General features: G+C 65.6%; 17 protein-coding genes and 1 pseudogene. 9 read left to right on the forward strand and 9 right to left on the reverse strand.

All coding sequences use genetic code 11. The annotated features are described in order from the left end of the window. Window positions 1-85: 85 nt before the first annotated feature. Window positions 86-1,504: a form I ribulose bisphosphate carboxylase large subunit gene (locus tag G3446_RS18135; RefSeq protein WP_164454247.1), complete on the reverse strand. Its 1,419-nt coding sequence runs from the start codon at window positions 1,502-1,504 to the stop codon at window positions 86-88. A 239-nt stretch (window positions 1,505-1,743) separates the two neighbouring features. Between G3446_RS18135 and G3446_RS18140 the strand changes: the two genes are divergently transcribed. The 4 genes from G3446_RS18140 (at window position 1,744) to G3446_RS18155 (ending at window position 6,323) form a co-directional block, all read left to right on the forward strand. Then, complete coding sequence (locus G3446_RS18140; RefSeq protein WP_164454248.1) at window positions 1,744-2,658, forward strand: LysR family transcriptional regulator; 915 nt, start codon at window positions 1,744-1,746, stop codon at window positions 2,656-2,658. A 151-nt stretch (window positions 2,659-2,809) separates the two neighbouring features. Next, window positions 2,810-4,759, forward strand: a complete 1,950-nt coding sequence (dxs, locus tag G3446_RS18145; RefSeq protein WP_164454259.1) for a 1-deoxy-D-xylulose-5-phosphate synthase — start codon at window positions 2,810-2,812, stop codon at window positions 4,757-4,759. An 85-nt stretch (window positions 4,760-4,844) separates the two neighbouring features. Continuing rightward, entirely contained in the window at window positions 4,845-5,621 is a 777-nt protein-coding gene (gloB, locus tag G3446_RS18150; RefSeq protein WP_164454249.1) for a hydroxyacylglutathione hydrolase, read from the forward strand. Window positions 5,622-5,765: 144 nt separating this feature from the next. After that, a complete protein-coding gene (locus G3446_RS18155; RefSeq protein WP_164454250.1) occupies window positions 5,766-6,323 on the forward strand; it encodes a methylated-DNA--[protein]-cysteine S-methyltransferase in 558 nt (185 codons plus the stop codon). A gap of 520 nt (window positions 6,324-6,843) precedes the next feature. Here the strand turns inward: G3446_RS18155 and G3446_RS28155 are convergent. From G3446_RS28155 to G3446_RS27680, 4 genes and pseudogenes are all read right to left on the reverse strand, one after another. Further along, a complete protein-coding gene (locus tag G3446_RS28155; protein ID WP_245232584.1) occupies window positions 6,844-6,996 on the reverse strand; it encodes a hypothetical protein in 153 nt (50 codons plus the stop codon). 155 nt (window positions 6,997-7,151) lie between these two features. Then, window positions 7,152-7,298: pseudogene (locus G3446_RS29220) on the reverse strand (methyltransferase domain-containing protein); the annotation flags it as partial. Window positions 7,299-7,325: 27 nt separating this feature from the next. After that, window positions 7,326-7,637, reverse strand: coding sequence for a hypothetical protein (locus tag G3446_RS27675; RefSeq protein ID WP_209262501.1), 312 nt, complete (start codon window positions 7,635-7,637; stop codon window positions 7,326-7,328). 90 nt (window positions 7,638-7,727) lie between these two features. Further along, window positions 7,728-8,372, reverse strand: coding sequence for a cache domain-containing protein (locus G3446_RS27680; protein ID WP_209262502.1), 645 nt, complete (start codon window positions 8,370-8,372; stop codon window positions 7,728-7,730). A 404-nt stretch (window positions 8,373-8,776) separates the two neighbouring features. Between G3446_RS27680 and G3446_RS18170 the strand changes: the two genes are divergently transcribed. From G3446_RS18170 to G3446_RS18185, 4 genes are all read left to right on the forward strand, one after another. Further along, complete coding sequence (locus G3446_RS18170) at window positions 8,777-8,995, forward strand: hypothetical protein (RefSeq protein ID WP_164454251.1); 219 nt, start codon at window positions 8,777-8,779, stop codon at window positions 8,993-8,995. 58 nt (window positions 8,996-9,053) lie between these two features. Beyond that, entirely contained in the window at window positions 9,054-9,938 is an 885-nt protein-coding gene (locus G3446_RS28160) for an ABC transporter permease subunit (RefSeq protein ID WP_342450154.1), read from the forward strand. A 16-nt stretch (window positions 9,939-9,954) separates the two neighbouring features. Further along, window positions 9,955-10,797: a ModD protein gene (gene modD, locus G3446_RS18180; RefSeq protein WP_164454252.1), complete on the forward strand. Its 843-nt coding sequence runs from the start codon at window positions 9,955-9,957 to the stop codon at window positions 10,795-10,797. A gap of 581 nt (window positions 10,798-11,378) precedes the next feature. After that, window positions 11,379-11,555, forward strand: coding sequence for a hypothetical protein (locus tag G3446_RS18185; RefSeq protein WP_164454253.1), 177 nt, complete (start codon window positions 11,379-11,381; stop codon window positions 11,553-11,555). A gap of 53 nt (window positions 11,556-11,608) precedes the next feature. Here G3446_RS18185 and G3446_RS18190 read toward each other — a convergent pair whose 3' ends face one another. From G3446_RS18190 to G3446_RS18205, 4 genes are read right to left on the reverse strand one after another with little or no spacing between them, the layout of a single operon-like run. Beyond that, on the reverse strand, window positions 11,609-12,232 hold the full coding sequence (locus G3446_RS18190) for an ABC-type transport auxiliary lipoprotein family protein (protein WP_164454254.1): 624 nt from the start codon (window positions 12,230-12,232) through the stop codon (window positions 11,609-11,611). Continuing rightward, window positions 12,220-13,272 (reverse strand): MlaD family protein, encoded by a 1,053-nt coding sequence (locus G3446_RS18195; RefSeq protein ID WP_164454255.1) that lies wholly within the window; start codon window positions 13,270-13,272, stop codon window positions 12,220-12,222. The genes G3446_RS18190 and G3446_RS18195 overlap by 13 nt, the downstream gene beginning before the upstream one ends. A gap of 2 nt (window positions 13,273-13,274) precedes the next feature. Next, complete coding sequence (locus tag G3446_RS18200) at window positions 13,275-14,078, reverse strand: ABC transporter ATP-binding protein (RefSeq protein ID WP_164454256.1); 804 nt, start codon at window positions 14,076-14,078, stop codon at window positions 13,275-13,277. 13 nt (window positions 14,079-14,091) lie between these two features. Next, entirely contained in the window at window positions 14,092-15,198 is a 1,107-nt protein-coding gene (locus G3446_RS18205; protein WP_342450155.1) for an ABC transporter permease, read from the reverse strand. A 639-nt stretch (window positions 15,199-15,837) separates the two neighbouring features. On the opposite strand from G3446_RS18205, the gene G3446_RS18210 reads away from it, so the two are divergent. Beyond that, window positions 15,838-18,444 (forward strand): AAA family ATPase, encoded by a 2,607-nt coding sequence (locus G3446_RS18210; RefSeq protein ID WP_164454257.1) that lies wholly within the window; start codon window positions 15,838-15,840, stop codon window positions 18,442-18,444. Window positions 18,445-18,728 lie beyond the last annotated feature (284 nt).

Here is an 18,728-nt window from a genome sequence, read left to right on the forward strand (position 1 = left end):
AGATGTCGTTCTCGATTGACCGCTCAGCGCAGCAGGCACCTGCTGAAAGAACCTTCGTGCCCTTTGCGCCTTTGCGGTTCGACTCTTACTTATGCGACACGTCCAGCTTGTCGACGGTGTCGAACTCGAACTTGATCTCCTTCCAGGTCTCCATGGCGGCCTTGAGCTCCGGGCTGGAGGCGGCGGCCTTGGTGAGAACCTCTTTACCTTCCTTCTCGATGGCGACGCCCTGGTTGCGCGCCTCGACGCAGGCCTCGAGCGCGACACGGTTGGCGCAGGCGCCGGCCGCATTGCCCCAGGGATGGCCGAGGGTACCGCCACCGAACTGCAGCACGGCGTCGTCGCCGAAGATGGTGACCAGGGCCGGCATGTGCCAGACATGGATACCACCGGAGGCCACCGCGAAGGCACCTGGCATGGCGCCCCAGTCCTGATCGAAGAAGATACCGCGGCTGCGGTCTTCCTTGACATAGGACTCGCGCAGCAGGTCGATCCAGCCCAGGGTCGACTCGCGGTCGCCCTCGAGCTTGCCGACCACGGTGCCCGTGTGAAGGTGGTCGCCGCCCGAGAGACGCAGGATCTTGGTCAGCACGCGGAAGTGGATACCATGGTTCGGGTTGCGGTCGAGCACGGCGTGCATGGCGCGGTGGATGTGCAGCAGCATGCCGTTGTCCTGACACCACTGGGCCAAGCCCGTGTTGGCGCAGAAGCCGCCGGTGATGTAGTCGTGCATGATGATGGGCGCGCCGATCTCCTTGGCGTACTCGGCACGCTTGTACATCTCCTCCGGGGTCGGCGCGGTCACGTTCAGATAGTGACCCTTGCGCTCGCCGGTCTCGCGCTCGGCCTTGTCGATGGCGTCCATGACGAAGTCGAAGCGCTGACGCCAGCGCATGAAGGGCTGGGAGTTGACGTTCTCGTCGTCCTTGGTGAAGTCGAGACCGCCGCGCAGGCACTCGTAGACCGCACGGCCATAGTTCTTGGCCGAGAGACCCAGCTTGGGCTTGATGGTGCAGCCGAGCAGCGGACGGCCGTACTTGTTCATCATGTCGCGCTCGACCTGGATGCCGTGCGGCGGGCCGTTGCAGGTCATGACGTAGGCGATGGGGAAGCGCACGTCCTCGAGGCGCAGGGCGCGCACGGCCTTGAAGCCGAAGACGTTACCGACCAGCGAGGTGAAGACGTTGACCACCGAGCCTTCCTCGAAGAGGTCGATCGGATAGGCGATAAAGGCGTAGAAGGCGTCGTCGTTGCCGGGCACGTCTTCGATGGCGTAGGCGCGGCCCTTGTAATGATCGAGGTCGGTGAGCAGGTCGGTCCAGACCGTGGTCCAGGTGCCGGTGGAGGACTCGGCGGCGACCGCGGCTGCAGCCTCCTCACGCGGGACTCCGGCCTGGGGGATAATCTTGAAGCACGCCAGAATGTCGGTGTCCTTGGGCGTGTAGTTGGGCATCCAGTAGGTCTCGCGGTACTCTTTGACGCCCGCGCTGTAGGTCTTCGCCATCTGAATCCTCCGATAAGGAATTAGGTCTGTGGTGAGTGCCGGCCCCGGCTGCCGATCAGCCCGGGCCTGTCATCTTGAGGCTTCGTCTGTCCCGCGTGCGGCCCGAAACCTGGGTCGAGATTATTAGGAAGAAACCACATAAATACTACTAAATATTGCTTATGAGAAATATAATTCATAGCTTATGGTAAATGGGTTCGATCGGCTGACAGCTCGAGCCAAGATATTGCGGAACAGCCATGCACATCTCACTGCGCCAGCTTCGGGTCTTCGAGGCGGTCGCCCAAAACAATAGCTACACGCGCGCGGCCGAGGAGCTTCATCTCAGCCAGCCCGCCGTCTCCATGCAGGTCAAGCAGCTAGAGGACGAGATCGGCTTACCGCTGTTCGAGCGGCTCGGCAAGCGGGTCGTGCCCACCGAGGCCGGACACGAGCTCTATCATTACAGCCGCGCCATCACCCACTCGCTGATCGAGATGGAAGAGGTCATGGAGTCGCTGAAGGGCATCAACCGCGGCAGCCTGCGCCTGGCCGTCGCGAGCACGGTGAACTACTTCGCCCCGCGTCTCTTGGCCGTCTTTCAGAAGCGCTACCCAGGCATCGCGCTGCGCCTGGACGTCACCAATCGCGAGATGCTGGTGCAGATGCTCGACAGCAACTCGGTCGACCTGGTGCTCATGGGGGTCCCGCCGAAGAACGTCGACGTCGAGGCCGAGGCCTTCATGGACAATCCGCTCGTCGTGGTCGCACCGCCCGATCACCCTTTGGCGAGCGCGCGCGACATCCCGACCGAGCGCCTTTCAGAAGAGGTCTTCGTGATGCGCGAGGAAGGCTCGGGCACGCGCAAGGCCATGCAGCGCTTCTTCGCCGAGCGTGGCATCGAGATCCGCCACGGCATGCAGATGACCCGCAACGAGGCGGTGAAACAGGCGGTGCGGTCCGGTCTCGGTCTCAGCGTGGTCTCGCTGCATACCATCGAGCTCGAGCTTGAGACGCGACGCCTGGTGATCCTGAACGTGCAGGGCTTCCCGGACCGCCGCCAGTGGTACCTGGTCTACAGGCGCGGCAAGCGACTCTCCCCAGCGGCGAGTGCCTTCCGCGACTTCGTGCGGGCCGAGGCCGCCAAGATCGCCGCCCCCATCGCCGCCGTCTAGGCCAGCGCTCCCCACGCTTGGCCGCGGGCGCCGCGCCGGGATGACCCTTGCCTGCGGCGACCGTCCCGAGCGGTTGCGATTACTCCAGACACTGGCCACCGGTTTCGACTAAACTACAGCGCTTGCCATGACGCTACCCGCTTTGCCCATCATGCCACACCGCCCCCACAGCGATTCAGGTGCCTCCCTGCACCGCCGCCCACTCCTCGACGGCATCGACGACCCGGCCGAGCTGCGCGCCTTGTCGCAAAATCAGCTCCCGGAGGTCGCCAGCGAGCTGCGGAGCTTTCTGATCGAGTGCGTATCCCAGACCGGCGGCCATCTCGCTGCAGGGCTCGGCGTCGTCGAGCTGACGATCGGCCTGCACTACATCTTCGACACGCCCTACGATCGCATCGTCTGGGACGTCGGCCATCAGGCCTACCCGCACAAAATCCTGACCGGGCGCCGCGACCGCATGTGCACCCTGCGCCAGAAGCATGGCGTCTCGGGTTTTCCCAAGCGCAGCGAAAGCGAGTACGACACTTTCGGCGTCGGCCACTCCAGCACCTCCATCGGCGCCGCGCTCGGCATGGCGCTGGCGGCCCAGCAGCGCGGCGAGCGGCGCACGGTCATCGCCGTCATCGGCGACGGTGCGCTCGGCGCGGGCATGGCCTTCGAGGCGCTGAATCATGCCGGCTCCATGGATATCGACCTGGTCGTCATTCTCAACGACAACGAGATGTCCATCTCACCGCCCGTCGGTGCCATCAGCAACCACCTTGCCCGCCTGCTCTCCGGCAAGATCTATACGACCATGCGCGAAGGCAGTAAGACCGCACTGCGCGGCATGCCCAACCTGCGGCATCTGGTCGGACGCTGGGAAGAGCACATGAAGGGCATGGTCATGCCCAGCACACTGTTCGAAGAGCTCGGCTTCAACTACATCGGCCCGGTCGACGGCCACGATATCGACGGGCTCCTGCGCACCCTGCGCAACATCAAGGACATGCCGGGCCAACGCCTGCTGCACGTCGTCACCAAGAAGGGACGCGGCTTCGAGCCCGCCGAGGGACAGCCCGTGACCTACCACGGCGTCACGCCCTTCGACCGCCACACGGGCGAGCTGCGCAAGGGCAAGAGCAAGGGCCCGAGCTACACGCAGGTGTTCGGCGGATGGCTGTGCGACGCCGCGGCGGAAGACGACCGCCTCATCGGCATCACCCCGGCCATGTGCGAGGGCTCCGGACTCACCGCCTTCTCCAAGCGCTTCCCGGACCGCTTCTTCGACGTCGGCATCGCCGAGCAGCACGCGGTCACCCTGGCCGCGGGCATCGCCTGCGAAGGCCTCAAGCCTGTGGTCGCCATCTACTCCAGCTTCCTCCAGCGTGCGTACGACCAGCTCATCCACGACGTCGCGCTGCAGAACCTCGACGTCACCCTCGCCGTCGACCGCGGCGGACTCGTCGGCGCCGATGGCGCCACCCACGCCGGCAGCTTCGACCTCAGCTTCAGCCGCCCGATCCCGAATCTCGTGATCCTGGCGCCGTCGAACGAGAACGAATGCCGCCAGATGCTCAAGACGGCCTACGAGCACCCAGGCCCGGCGATGGTGCGCTACCCGCGCGGCACCGGCCCAGGTGTCCAGATCGACCCGCACGCGCCCGCGCTGCCGATCGGCAAGGGCGAGCTGCTGCGCCAAGGCCGCCGCGTCGCCCTACTGGCCTTCGGCAGCATGGTTCCGCCCGCGTTGAAGGTCGGCGAGGAGCTGGACGCGACCGTCGCCAACATGCGCTTCGTCAAGCCGCTCGACGAGGCCTTGATCAAGGAGCTGGCACTGACCCATGAGGTCCTGGTGACCGTCGAGGAGAACGCAATCGCCGGCGGTGCCGGCAGCGCTGTTGCCGAGACCCTGGCGACGCAAGGCATTGCCATCCGCTGTCTCCACCTCGGGCTGCCCGATCGCTACATCGATCATGCCGAGCACGCCGAGCAGCTCGCGGCCGTCGGACTCGACCCCGCCGGCATCCTTGCCAGCGTCCGCGCGGAGCTAGGCCGCTTGGGCGAGAGCAGCGGCGCGGACGACGCCGAGCCAACGCACCGGCAAAGCCTCGGCGTCTGAGGCACCGCGCCGAGCTGTCGTTTCACGCCAACTCAGCAGCACCGCCCATGCCCAGGCGCGGGCGGTCACGGAGAGAGATCGAGCCATGCTGGACGTCCAGCCCATCCCCGCCTTCTCCGATAACTACATCTGGCTCCTGAGCGAAAGCAAGGGAGCTGCCGCCGTCGTCGACCCGGGCGATGCCGACCCGGTGCTCGCGCGACTGCGCGAGACCGGCCTCAGGCTCACGGCCATCCTCGTCACACACCACCACCAGGACCACACCGGCGGCATCGAGGAGCTGATGGCCGCCTACCCGGGCGTTCGGAGCTACGGCCCGAGGGACAGGCGCATCCGCGGGCTCACCGATCCCGTCGGCGAAGGCGAGACCTTTCAGCCCGCGGGCCTCGACACCCGGCTGGGGGTCATGGAGGTCCCGGGACACACCTCGAGCCATATCGCCTTTCTCGGAGATGGCCGGCTCTTCTGCGGCGACACCCTCTTCGCCGCCGGCTGCGGCCGCGTCTTCGACGGCACCTTCGAGCAGCTCGCGCACTCGCTCGAGCGCATCGGCGCCCTGCCCGGCTCGACGCTCTGCTACTGCGCGCACGAGTACACCCTGGCGAACCTCGGCTTCGCCGCATGGGTCGAGCCCCAGAGCGCCGCCTTGTCCGCACGCATCGAGACGGCGCAGCAGCTGCGCGAGCAGGGTGAGCCGACGGTCCCGTCCGGGCTCGACCTCGAGCTCGGCACCAATCCCTTCCTGCGCACGCGCGAGCCGAGCGTGATCGCGGCTGCGGAGGCCTACACCGGCCGCGGACTCTCCACCGCGAGCGAGGTCTTCACGGCCTTACGCCGCTGGAAGGACGAGAAGTACGACTGACAGCCGCGACCGGCTGACACAGCCGCAGCAGAGATCGCGCGGGAGCGCCACCCCGGCGCGACGCGGCCCGCGCCGAGCACCCCAGTCGCGGCGGGGCGTAGCTCCCACGAAGCCAGCGGCCGACCCAAGCGAGGTCTACTGGAGATGAGCGCTCAAGACGACCGTCCGGCCAGCGGCACATCAAAGATCCAGTTCGGGATAGGTGACTGTCCACTTGGGCAGGTCTTGGTGGCTACCCGCCCGCCAGGCATCTGCGCCATCTTTCTCGGCGATGACCAAAGTCGCCTCAGGCTCGAGCTGCGTCGCACCTTTCCAGGCATCCGGCTGATCCCCGCCCATGAGCGATGCGCCGAGCACCTGCAACAGACCCGCGCGCTGATCGAGCGCCCCGGCACTAGGCTCGAGCAGCCGCTCGACATCCAAGGCACGCCATTTCAGCGGCGCGTTTGGGCAGCCCTGCAGCAGATCCCGCCGGGTGAGACCCTGAGCTACGCACAGGTCGCCGAGCGCATCGGCGCGCCAAGGTCGGCACGTGCCGTCGCCCAAGCCTGCGCCTCCAACCTCCTGGCGATCGCCGTGCCCTGTCACCGGGTCGTGCGGGCGGATGGCCGGCACTCCGGCTATCGCTGGGGCGTTGAGCGCAAGCGCGCCCTCTTGGCGCGAGAGCTGGGGATCGCGACCCTCAGCGTCTCGGCCTCATAGCGCATCGGACGATCGTCCCCCATCCGCGCGAGCATCGGCGAAACACTCTCCGCACCCTCGCCCAATTAGGTATTTTCCCGCACTGTCAAGTGCTTGACACCTGATTTCGAAGCCATCCCCGAGCCTGTGCACATCTCCAGCTGTACAGACGAGACGGCGTGTCAGATTTGTCAAGCCGCCGTTCGCGACGCACCCTCCAACGGCCCCGCCAACGAGCGGAAACCCATGGGCACAAAGGATTAAATTCATTAAGAAACAGATGCTTAAATACACGAAGCCAGGAGCAGTGTCACGCATCCCTTGACGTGCACAAGCCCACTGTGGTCGCAATTCGCACACTGAGTTTATGCACATTTCCTGTGACTAATTCTGTGGATAAACTCTGAACGAAGGTCGCAAAGGCGCGCCTGGCTTGCACTGCTGTCAAATCGCGCAGGATTTGACCACTTTATGACAGCGAGCCCGCTTCGTGGATGCCAGAGGGCCGCCTTGAGGAGGTGCGCGCCCGGAGCCCGACCACTCAGAGCAATCCGTCATCCGCGGCCGATTCGGCAAACTTGAAGCTAATCAGGACCTCGATGTATCGGGCACGGATGCCGCGATCCAGGTCGTCGATCTGGACCACCTGGGTGAAGCGTCCACTGGTATCGAAGATGTGTCGGCAGATATCCATGCCCCAGTCCACGGTGACCAGGGCCCATCCTCGCTGATGGGATTGCCGTGGTAGATGGGCGGCTCCAGGTGCTCGACACGGCCATCCTCCAACAGGCGCGCGCGCCGCCGCGAGGGCGCCGTCTTGTTGACCAAGGGGACCGTAAAGATGTGGGCGCCTCCCGGGCGCAGCGTGCGGGCGATCTCCCGGAACGCCAGCGCCGGATGGAAGACGTGCTCGAGCACGTCCTGGGTGACGTGAAGGTCGACGCTCTCATCCGCGAAGGTCAGAGATTCGAGGTTCTCGCAGCGGACACCGCGCACCCGGGAGCCAGGCGTCTCGCCCGGAAACTAGTGCGAGGGGATGTACTGGCCGCACTCCGTCGCGAGGCACTGGCTCGCCCCGCGCGGCTCCGGAGAGGATTCGTGGATGACCAGATCGCGCCAGCTAGGATGGTAGGCCGCCAGGACCGACATGAGCGCCCGCTCGCGTGGCAGACTGCCGCAGCTCGGGCAGAGATAGTGGTTGCGCAGCCAGGCTTCCCGCGACACGAAGGTGACCTCCCGCCGACACGCCGGGCAGCGCCCGCGATTGCTGAGCACGGGCCGCTTGAGCCTGGTCGCCAATCGCGCAGGCTTCGCCTTCTCGAGTAGCCCTGCCATCCGCCGTCCTCGTTGCATCCTTCGGGTGCGCGAAGTCTAGCGAAGCCTCGGTGGCGAAGCCCAGCCCCCGAGGCGAAGCGACCCAGGGCCTCAGACTTTACAATGGCCGATCTGCAGCTGAATGTCCGCAGCCAATCGCGCCAGCTCCTCGCTGGCCTGGGCGAGGTGCTCGGAGCCGGACGCGGTCTGGTGCACGGCCTCAGTGATGGCATGGACGTTCCGGTTGATCTCCTCGGCCACTGCGGACTGCTCCTCCGCGGCGCTGGCGATCTGGGTGTTCATGTCGTTGACCGCGGTCACGGACCGGCTGATGCTCTTGAAGGACTCGCTCGCCCGGCGTGCGTGCTCGATACTTTCACCCGCGCGCTCCTCGCTCTTACCGATGGCCTGAACGACCGTTGCCGAGCCGGTCTGAACGCGCTCGATCTTATTGCGAATGTAGTCGAAGATCGGCCGGGTCATCGCCTTCAGGCGCTCGCGGTCGTCTTGCGCGAACGCCTGCTGGATCTCCGGAATCTGCGCGATCGCGGCGCTCAGCGCCTGGGCCTCCTCGCCCTTGCTCGCAATCGCACTCGTCAGCGCATCATAGTGATCTTCCAGCTCGCGCAGCTCGGCGCGGTCCGAGATCGCGGCCAGCTTCGACAGTGCGATCGGCAAGATCAAACCGATGGTCAGCACAATGACCAGGCCGGAGCCGATCAAGACGCGTCGGCCGATACTCAGATTCTTCAGCACTTACCCCCTCCCTTCCTTCGATTCCGCTTACGTCTCTGCCCCGCATCGCTCGAGCCCACCCGAGCGGATCCAGTCCAGCCCGGCAGCGCGGGACGTAACAACAGTTGAGGGCTTCACTCAAGGCGTGTCTGCATGAAGATAGACAGCGGGGCTCGGATTGCCAGGCGCGAGGCCCGAGGCCAAGGGACAGACAGCGCCGAGCACGCTTGAGAGCTCGGGCGAGAGAAAGCCCTCATGCAGAGCATTCCGCCTGAAGAAGACTGGGCTGCCCTGAAGCCAACACAAGGATCACGTCGCGACAGGGCCGCGACACTGGGGATGCGAAAGGGCGCGAGCCGCCACCCGTCCCCGACGCCGAGGTGATTTCCGGGAAACAGATTCCCCGTAGATGGGCAAAGCGCAGCGTGCCCATCGTCCAGGCGCCTGAGCGACCTGGGTGGGCACGCCCCACACACGTCTTCCCCATGCGCGCCGGCGTGCCAGGGGCTTTGCCCATCCGACTGGAGGCGCTGTTCTGGGCAGGGTCATTTCAGGAAATCACCCGAGAGCACGCCGAGACAGGAGCAGCCGACTTCCGGGGCAGCGACCAGGCCAAGGCCATCTTCGCGAAGTACGGACTCTGATGACCAGGCTGATCGCCTGGCACCCGCCTCGCTCACGCTGAGCCTGCAGGTCACGGGCGTGGTGCTGCTGCTCTTTCTGGTCTTCGGAATCGCGCTGGGCTACCTCCTGAGTCAGCCGATCCGGCTCAGGGGAGTGCTGGATGGCGTCATCTCGCCGCCACTGGTCTTCCCGCCCATCGCCATCGGCTTCTTCCTGCTGATGGCCTTCGGGCGTCATGGCATCATCGGGGGCTGGCTGCACCAGACGCCGGACTGGGACCTGGTGTTCTCCTTTCAGGCGCTCGTGCTCGCCTCCTTCGTAGCCGGGCTGCCGCTGGCGCTCGAGCCCATCCAGTCCGCCATCGAGGGCAGCGCCCGGGACCTGATCGAGGCCGCCCGTTCTCCTGGGGCTGGTCTCCTTGAGCCTCATCTTCCTGCTGCGCAGACTGGGGCGCCTCTGATGCCGGACTTGCAAGCAAACCTCGGCTTCAGAAGCACGGGCTTCAGCCTGGACCTCGATCTCACCGTCCCCGCAGATGGGATCACCGCACTGCTCGGCCACTCAGGCTGCGGCAAGAAAACCTTGCTGCGCCTGCTCGCCAGGCTCAAGACACCGCGCCTGAGTCGGACCCGGCACGGCGACGCCGAGTTGGCGCGCCTGCTCGGCTGGCCGAGCACCCTATCGGCCCGCACCTGGGATCGGGACGCCGCCCGCGACGCTTGGGGAAAGGTCGCGGCCGGCATCGCCCCCTTGCTGCGGCACCCTGAGGTCGTCGCCATCCTCCCGGACGGACCGACGCCGACCACCGGACAAGGGCTGCCCGTCGAGGTCGCCCGCGTGACCGACATGGGCAGCGACCATGCCCTGAGCTACCGGCTCGCGATCCCGCCCGAATGCGTAATCCCATTGCGCGAGCGCACAGTCACGCCAAACTTGACCAATCCGAACCCTCGACAGGCTTGAAGAGAGACCACGCCCCATGATGACCCCGCCCGTTCTGAGCGACCAAGAGCTGCACGCATTGCTGAGCGAAGATGTCCCCTTTGGCGACCTGACGACAGAGTCGCTCGGCATCGGCGCCAAGCTCGGTCAGATCCGCTTCTTCGCCCGTGACCCCATGGTCGCCTGTGGTATCGAGGAGGCCGTGCGCATGTTCCAGCTCTGCGGCGCCGAGGCCGAGGCACGCCTGGCATCCGGCGCGGATGCCACGCCCGAGACCCTGCTGCTCGAGGCGAGCGGCAGCGCCAGCGCCCTGCATCAGGGCTGGAAGGCCGCGCAGACCCTGATCGAGTGGTGCTCGGGGATCTCCAGCCGCGCCGCCGAGATCGTCACGGCGGCGCGGCGCGGCAGCCCGGACGCCATGGTCGCCGGCACCCGTAAGAACGTCCCGGGCACGCGGCGGCTCGCCGTCAAGGCCTTCAAGGCCGGCGGCGCCATCATGCACCGCAACGGGCTGTCCGAGACCCTGCTGGTGTTCGCCGAGCACCGCCAGTTCATCGGCGACGAGACGCCCGCACAGACCGTCGCGCGGCTGCGGCGCCAGTGCCCGGAGAAGCGCGTGGTCGTCGAGGTCGCCACGCCCGACGAAGCGCTCGCCTGGGCCGAGGCCGATGTGCTGCAGCTCGAGAAGTTCTCGCCAAAGGCCGTCGCCGAGGTCGCCAAGGCACTCGCGGCGCGCGGCTCGAGCGCCATCGTCGCCGCGGCCGGGGGCGTCAACGCCAAGAACGCGGAAGACTACGCGCGCGCGGGCGCCAAGCTCCTGGTGACCACGGCGCCTCACCTGGCCCCGCCCCGCGATGTCCAGGTGCGCTTCTTCAGCTGAAATGCTGCTGGCCAGCCGCCAGCGGCCCGCTTTTCGGCATCAGTCTGCCGGCTCGCCACGGCCCCCCGTGCTCACCCACTGGGCCGGGACGTCAATCAGCGAAAACCTCTGCAGAGCAGCCGCTGGAAGCCGATCGCTGGCGGCTGACTGCACTGTCTAACCGGAGAGACTGCGATGGCGAGCGCGAGATGCCTCTCCGGCCACGAGCCCGAACGGACCCGTCGAAGCCCGCTAGACAGCTGCCTCCCGAGCTGGTCGTCGCTGCTCCCCACGGAGTGGCGGCGCCACGTCGTCATGCCGCGCGCCTTCCCTGTCCATCAGCCTAACTAGAGCAGTCAGCTTCCAGCTCCCAGCCGCCAGCGGAGGAACGTCATACCGTTGCCGGATTTTCTGGCCGACCAGCCGCTCACCCGTTGGGTGACTCAGCGAAGACCTGAAAGCAGCGCCAAGACAAAGCTTTAAGCTGGCTGCTGGTGGCTGGCAGCTCTCTTTAGGATCATGAGCAAGAGATCGCGGCACGACGCGTCCTGGGCTACGGCAGCCGTGGCAACTCGTGCTTCTACACCCACGACGATCGCCAGATGGACGTCCGCTCGGACGACGACGAGGACCTCTATCAGGCACTCGCCTACAGCGAGTCCATCACCGCCTGGCGGCTGAGCGGCCGCCGCTGGCTCGTCCATCGCCGCGTCGAGCCCTTGGGAGAAGAAGGGGAATCGGGGTCGAGCTTCAGCCTGGAGGGACGGATGCCGGGCTGAGCCGATGCGGACTGAACGACCTAGGCCACGACCGTTGTGCGACATCCGGCAGGTCAGCCGGCACCGCGCAGGTCTCCGGCCAGCTCCCCCAGAATCTCGCCCAACGCCTGACCATAGCCCCGGGCCAGCGCCTCGGGGGACGCCTCCGGCAAGTCGAGGCGCCGACCGATGGTCCGCTGCCAGCTCACCCGCGTGCTGACACCTGTGAGATCGATGAGCGCAAACTGGATCTCCATGACGGCAGCGGGCGCGCGGCCCGGCCGGAAATCACCGTAGAGCTTGGTGATGGTCGCCTCGAGCACATCCTCGGCGCGCGTCCCGCTGTCCGGCTGCATCACGGCCTCGAAGAGCCCCGCGGCGCCGAGCCACTGGGCCATGGCGACGCCGATCATGTCTCCCGGCTCCGCCATGAAGGCATGGTAGAAATCGGCGACATAGCGCACGTCGTCCAGCCGGAAGACCAGCTCCCTGCCTGCGAAGGCGGGGGCGACGCGCACCTTGCCGACGCGCAGCGTCCGCGGGCGGGGCATGCCGGCGCGTGCAGGCGCAGGCGGCTCCATCACATAGGTGGTGGCTTGGGGGGTGGGCTTGCCGATCGCGCAGCCGCCAAGCAGCGCGGCCAAGCCCGAGACGAGAAGCCAGCGCCGCCAGGCGCGCGCCATTCCTAATCGCTCCATGGAAGCTCGACCTTCTCCGGTGGACCGCCAAAGATGAAACCACTTGGATGACGCTTCACGCTCTCGGAAAGCGCGCGGAGGTTGTCGGCCGTCGCGCGCAGATCTCGAACCATGACCCGGACGTCGTACTGATTGTCGCCGACCAGGGCGTCGATCCGCTGAATGGCGCGGTCCAGATCCTTGACGACACGCTCGATGCTCCCGGACTCCGCCAAGTCCCGCAAGCGCCCGCTCAGGGCGGCCGAATTCGCCACCGTCTGCTCGATCCCCGGGGCGGCGAGGAGCGCATCGAGCCTAGAGGCGGCGGACGCGATGTTGCGCACCGCCGCATCCACCGGCGCCTCCGCCAGTGCGCCGTCCAGGCGGGCCAGGGTCGTGCGCGCCTCCTGCAAGACCGCCGCGATATCGGCCGAAAGAGTGCTCACCGGCAGCTCGGCGAGCTTGGTATTGAGCGTCGCCACCAGGACGTTCAGATTCTCGCCCAAGGCCTGGATATCCGTCTCGTCCAGGCTGGCCATGAGCTTCTGGAGCTTGCCGATGATCTGCCCGGCAATGCTCGGCGCCGAGGGCACATAGGGATGCCTGGGCGTCCAAGCGATCTCCAGCGGCGGATGCTTCGCCGGCGCGAAGAAGTCGAGCGAGAGATACTGTTGGCCCGTCACGCCGGCGAGCTGGGTCTGGGCGCGCAGACCGCGCTTGATATAGGCATCCAGCTCCTCGTGCCACTGCTCGACCTGGCCCGGATCGCCCGAGACCTTGGCCTCGACCACGATGTAGCCCTTGCGCTGGTCCACCGGGACATCCTGCTCATAGATGGCACCTGAGCCCGCGATGGCCGAGACCTGCCCCAGGGGAACGCCGCGAAACTGCACGGGCGCCCCGATCTCCAGCCCGGCCACGGAGCCGTCGAAATAGGTTTCGAAGACGAAGCTCGGCTGAAACAGCGAGCGGCCGCCGAGGACGAAGAGGATGGCCATCAGCGTGACGAGCGACAGGATGACGAAGAGTCCGAGCCGGAAGAGTCCCTTGCCCTCGTCCATGCCTAGCTCCCTCGGGAAATCGCGGGCGCATCCGGCCTGCGGTTGAAGAACTGCCGCACCCGCTCGTCCCCGCTGCGGTCGCGCAGCTCGGACGGCACACCCTCGGCGATGATGCGGCGCGCGTCGGCGTCCAGCATCACGGCGCGGTCGGCGATCTCGAGGATACTCTGCAGTTCATGTGTCACGACGACGAAGGTTAGCCCGAGGCTGTCGCGCAGGCCCAGGATGGTGCGATCCAGATTGGCGGCGGTGATGGGATCCAGCCCCGCGGAGGGCTCGTCGAGCATGAGAATCTCCGCGCCGAGCGCCATCGCCCTGGCGATACCCGCGCGCTTGAGCATCCCGCCCGAGAGCTCCGCCGGCATGAGCGATTGCGCATCCGCCATCTCGACCTGATGCAGCAGCATGCGGGCGATCAGATTCTTCTGCTCCAGACCGATATCGGTAAACTCGTCGAGGGGGAAGCGCACGTTCTCCAGCACCGTCAACGAGCCGAACAAGGCGCCGGCCTGATACATGACCCCAAGACCACGCTGCAGACGCGCCCTCTGCGTCGATCCTGCACGAACGATGCTTTCCCCGGCGATGAGGACGTCGCCCGCCATGGGCTGGTAGAGCCCGATCATATTCTTCATCAGGCTCGACTTACCGCACCCGGATCCGCCCAGGATCACCAGGATCTCGCCGCGCCACACGTCGAATGACGCCCCTTCCAGCAAGACCCGGCTGCCATAACCGATCTTGAGGTCGCGGACGCTGACGGCCGGCGTCGTCGGTGCATTGGCGGTAGCCTCATCCCCGTCCATGCGCCTACCCGTCTCAGCTGCTGATCAGCACGGTGAAGAGGCCGTCGAGCACGACGATCCAGACGATGCTGGTCACCACGGCGCTGGTCGCCGAGAGCCCCACCGAGGTCGCGCCCGCCCCCGTCGCCAGCCCCCGCTGACAGCCGATGGCGGCAATCGCGAGCCCGAAGATCGCCGCCTTGGCCAAGCCGACGAGAAAATCCTCGATCCCGACGGCACCGAGCAAGTGGTTATAGAACTGCACGAAACCGATATTGAAGCCCGCCAGCACCAAGGCGCCACCAAAGATGCCCACCACGTCGGCGAGCACCGTCAGCAAGGGGACGACCAAGACGGCGGCGATGAGCCTTGGCAGCACGAGAAACCGCAATGGGTCGAGCCCGAAGGTCACAATGGCGCTCACCTCCTCGTTGACCTTCTGCGTACCGATCTGCGCCGCGAAGGCCGCGCCCGTGCGACCGGCGAAGACGATCGCCGTCATGAGCGCGCCCAGCTCCCGCAGCACGGCGACCCCCACGCCGTCGACCACGAAGATGACGGCACCGAACTGCTGCGCCACCAGCCCGATCTCGAAGGCGATGATTACCCCCATCAGGAAGCCGATGAGGAGCACGATCGGAACGGCATTGGCGCCAGCCTCCGCGGCAACGCTCAGCACCTCTCCCCAGCGAATGATGCCGCGCCGAGGGATGGCCTGCAGCAGCGCGACTCCGCAGTCCGCCAGAAAGGTCAGCATCCGCGCCGCGGCGGAAAGCTGCGCCAGCGTGGCCCGGCCGATCCGCTCGATGGCACCGAGCCCCCGTCCTCCGCGTGCCGGCTCCTCGAGCTCGACGGGATCATAGCTGGGGATCAAGGCCGCGAGGCTGGGATCCAGGCCACGGATCTCGACCTCGGCGCCCGCGGGCCGACGCCCGCGCTGCAGATCGTAGATCAGGGCGATCCCAGTCGCGTCGATGTACTCCAGCCGTGAGGCATCGATGACGATCGGACGGTCTGGGTTGCGGGCCAGCGCCTGCGCCGCCTCCGCCCAGATCGAGCCGACGGTATGAACCGTGACTCGCCCTTTCAGGGAGAAGGTCACGACATCGACATCCATCACATCAGCCGCCGGCCTGCTCACGATAAGGACTCCGAGCCGAAAACGCGTCCGAGTAGTGGTGGCCCAAGGACCAAGCAGCGGACCTAGCGACCCGCAGTCTCGGGGATTCGCACACGAACAGATCGTAACGCGCCACCTACTCCCTATCCAGCGACCGCTCGACCGAAAGCCACGGCGCAGCGCGGATGACCCTTTCGCCTCATTCCAGGACCCCGAAGTCAAGACCTCGAGGCTCCTGGCCGAATGACGACAGCATCCAGCTTGGTCAGCTCCGCCTGTGCGCATCGATGAAAATATACACGCCAAAGAGATCAGTATTTATACCCAGATCTCGCGCGAAGAACTCGAAGCTCCGCGTCGCCTGATGACAACCTCGGCCTTGGGCGCCATCTCCGCGAATGGAGTATCAATAATGACGCACACACCAGAGGGCTAGGTATTTGTGCCCATAGGTTAAACACAGCTCGGCGTCATATGATTAGGTGGGAGGTAAAAACAAATTCGCCCACTGGTCATGCGCTTCCGGGTTGGGTTTGTATACGCCGTACACGTAGCGAGGCGATTCGCCTGCGAGCCTCACCATTGCATCTCCAAATTTGCTTAGTCCAGCGAGCACTGAGCCCGACTGGCTCAGGCGGTTTCATCATAGCGACATCGAGTATGTACGAGTCATTCTACGGCTTTGACAAGAAACCCTTTTCACTGATGCCTGAGCCTGCCTTCCTGTTCATGACGGAGCAGCACAAGCAGGCGTTGACGGTGCTTGAATATGGTTTGTCGAACCAGGTCGGATTCATTGTTCTGACTGGCGAGATCGGCGCTGGAAAGACCACGCTCGCTCATTACCTGTTCCATGAGATCGATGACAGTTTCACTGTTGGCTTCATCCGCCAGACGCATCAGTCCTTCGGCAATCTGATGGATTGGGTGAGCATGGCTTTCGGCCTGGAATGCGCCGGAAGCCCCCATGAGATACTCGCTGATTTCACCGCATTTCTAATTCAAGAGTACGCGGCGGGGAGACGCGTCTTGCTCATTCTCGACGAAGCTCAGAATTTGAGCTCCGAGCAGCTCGAGCAGCTTCGGCTCCTGTCAAATATCAACGCCGATCAGGACTTTGTGATGCAGATCATGCTGCTGGGGCAGCCCGGTCTGCGTGATCTCTTGCGTGAGCCAAGCCTAGAGCAGTTCGCACAAAGGATTGCCGCCTCATTTCACCTCGGCGGAATGAGTCCTGAGGAAACGCAAGGCTATATTCATCACCGCATTCTTGCGGCTGGATCTCAAGACCTGGTCTTCACGCCGGAGGCCTGTGCGGTCGTTCATCGGACGAGCAAAGGGCTCCCCAGACTGGTCAATCTGATCTGCGACACCGCACTCGTCTATGGCTATGGCGCTGGCGCTCTGCGGATCGACGCCGCTCTGGCGAGCGACTTCATCGACGCGCATCTGCCCTACCTTCTAGTGCCGATCGACGCGACGAAAGCTCCCCAGAACGGGAGGGAGCCGGCTCCGCAGCCACAGTTGCGGCAGATCGCGCCCGCGTCGAGGCCCTCAGCCAAGCTCTCGGCCACCCGAGTCGTCCATATCGACGCATCCACTCGTGTCAAGCCGCCCGCGCAGCTGCAGCCGGCCCTGCAGCAACGCGCGGGCAGCGGCCAAGAAAGAACGCTTCACGCGGCTCACGCAGCCCGCTGGGTCGTTGGAGCAGCCCCGATCGTCGAGGCCCCCAGAGAGTCCGAGTCATTCCAGTTCGATCGCCAGAGCGAGCACGCGAAAGAGGCCCTGGAGACCCAGCCAGGCGCGCTCGGCCCGATGACCGCGCCAATGGGTGCGACCACCGCCGAGTCAGCCAAAGAAAGAAGCGTCATCGAGACAACCGATCCCGGCATCGACGGGGCGCACTCGGTCAGCCTGACCCCGGCAAGCGAGCCGACCCAAGCAGATGCGGACAACCCAAGACCGCTGGCCTGGCAACGCATCATGGGGACCGGCCTGATCCTTGTCTTGCTTGCGCTCGGGATCATCATGGGCACGCTACCGAGAACGGGAGAAGAGCGGGCCGTGCGAAGCCAAGACAGGCCACCCGACGACGTGGCCGTCTCGGCGAGCCAGGAGGTTGTCAAGGGTGAGCTCGGTGACGCATCGCAACTACCTGAAGCGACAGCATCACTGTCGCCCGTGCCCGACAGAGACGCGCCAACGGCGGCGACTGCCGACTCCAGCCCGACGCCAGGTGGCGGCGATCACGCGAACCGCCAGCAGCCAGACGCGTCCACACAGGAGACCGAGCCGATCGCTCGGGGAGCACCGGCAGACCTCGACATGAATCGGCGGAGCGACATAGAGAATCGCGGCAGGACAGCACAATCGAGGCAACAGGCAGCGACCCTCGCCGAAAGCAGGCTGCCGCCAGGGACAGATCGCAGCGACCTAGCCCGCTCGCTGCAGCAGGAGACGAGCCCCGCCTCGGACAGGCTCGCAGCCACCAGCCAAGACCTCGCTCCCGCCCGCCTTGGCGCTTCGGTCGACGAAGCCGACTCCAGCCCCCACCCAGCAGTCTCGCAATCGACCTCGGAATCAGCTGGCCCGAGCCAAGACCCGGCCACAGGTCCGCCCTCCAAGCCAAGACCTGAAGCCGCGCAGCGACCCTCGGCCACAGCGAAGCTCGGCGCCGAGGTCAGCGCAGACCAAACGCCCGCAATCCTCCAATCGATAGGCAGGGCGCTCATGTCCGCCGCAATCGAAGCTCCCAATACCCCAGCAGAGCCGCCCAATACCTTCTCCGCATCCTCGACGACACAAGCACTCGAGCAGCGGCTGAGCGATCTCTCCGAGCGCATTCGCAGCAGCGGCGCCAACCAGATGAACATCGACCTCGGGCGTTTCGTCCTCTTTCCGGCGGGAAGCGAGCAACTGAATAGGCGCGCGCGCGAAACGCTCTCCAGTATCGCGAGCATCCTGAGCGACTATGAAGCCGTTCGGGTCCGGGTCATCGCCTACACGGACAGCCCAGGCAGTGCCGCCTTGAATCTCAAGCTTTCCCAAAGACGCGCCGAGCGTGTCTCCTCCTTCTTGACCAGCGCCGGCATTGCTCCGTCGCGCCTGGAGCATGAAGGGCGGGGAGAATCACAAGTGAAAGTGGCACCTGCCGACGACAGCGAGCGTGGCATCTGGGCCAATCGCCGCATCGAGCTAGAGCTGACCTTGCCAGCCTTGATCGAGGAGACGTCGCCTGGCATTACCAGCAACCCTGAAACGGCCTAGCTCCGCCGAAGTCGATCCTGTTTGGGGCGAGTATCGATCGCTCGTACCGAAAAAGGTGCATCGCTCGGCTGCCTAAGTCGGGGCTGACCAAGCCAGTTGAGCCCAACGACGGCCTTGTCCCAGGAGCGCGGGGGCTGTGTTGTTGCTCCTCTGACCGTTGTCGGCCAAGAGCTGCCGGCCGATCCAATCTTGAGTGCGGTTGCAAAGGGGTGCAACCTGCCGAGCGCGGGCGCATCAAGCCGCGAGCGCATGGTATGAGTCGGCATTGGCGGTCGCTTGGCCAT

This window comes from Thiorhodococcus minor, assembly GCF_010820565.1.
In the GTDB taxonomy this organism is placed as follows: domain Bacteria; phylum Pseudomonadota; class Gammaproteobacteria; order Chromatiales; family Chromatiaceae; genus Thiorhodococcus; species Thiorhodococcus minor.

What these genes read in the sequence shown, in the direction of transcription:
- gloB (WP_164454249.1), top strand. Translation starts at nt 4,845, where the DNA reads ATGCTGGACGTCCAGCCCATCCCCGCCTTCTCCGATAACTACATCTGG.
- G3446_RS18140 (WP_164454248.1), top strand. Translation starts at nt 1,744, where the DNA reads ATGCACATCTCACTGCGCCAGCTTCGGGTCTTCGAGGCGGTCGCCCAA.
- G3446_RS18195 (WP_164454255.1), bottom strand. Translation starts at nt 13,272, where the DNA reads ATGGACGAGGGCAAGGGACTCTTCCGGCTCGGACTCTTCGTCATCCTG.
- G3446_RS18200 (WP_164454256.1), bottom strand. Translation starts at nt 14,078, where the DNA reads ATGGACGGGGATGAGGCTACCGCCAATGCACCGACGACGCCGGCCGTC.
- G3446_RS18190 (WP_164454254.1), bottom strand. Translation starts at nt 12,232, where the DNA reads ATGGAGCGATTAGGAATGGCGCGCGCCTGGCGGCGCTGGCTTCTCGTC.
- dxs (WP_164454259.1), top strand. Translation starts at nt 2,810, where the DNA reads ATGCCACACCGCCCCCACAGCGATTCAGGTGCCTCCCTGCACCGCCGC.
- G3446_RS18155 (WP_164454250.1), top strand. Translation starts at nt 5,766, where the DNA reads ATGAGCGCTCAAGACGACCGTCCGGCCAGCGGCACATCAAAGATCCAG.
- G3446_RS18135 (WP_164454247.1), bottom strand. Translation starts at nt 1,504, where the DNA reads ATGGCGAAGACCTACAGCGCGGGCGTCAAAGAGTACCGCGAGACCTAC.
- G3446_RS28155 (WP_245232584.1), bottom strand. Translation starts at nt 6,996, where the DNA reads ATGGATATCTGCCGACACATCTTCGATACCAGTGGACGCTTCACCCAG.
- G3446_RS18210 (WP_164454257.1), top strand. Translation starts at nt 15,838, where the DNA reads ATGTACGAGTCATTCTACGGCTTTGACAAGAAACCCTTTTCACTGATG.
- G3446_RS18185 (WP_164454253.1), top strand. Translation starts at nt 11,379, where the DNA reads ATGGACGTCCGCTCGGACGACGACGAGGACCTCTATCAGGCACTCGCC.
- modD (WP_164454252.1), top strand. Translation starts at nt 9,955, where the DNA reads ATGATGACCCCGCCCGTTCTGAGCGACCAAGAGCTGCACGCATTGCTG.
- G3446_RS27675 (WP_209262501.1), bottom strand. Translation starts at nt 7,637, where the DNA reads ATGGCAGGGCTACTCGAGAAGGCGAAGCCTGCGCGATTGGCGACCAGG.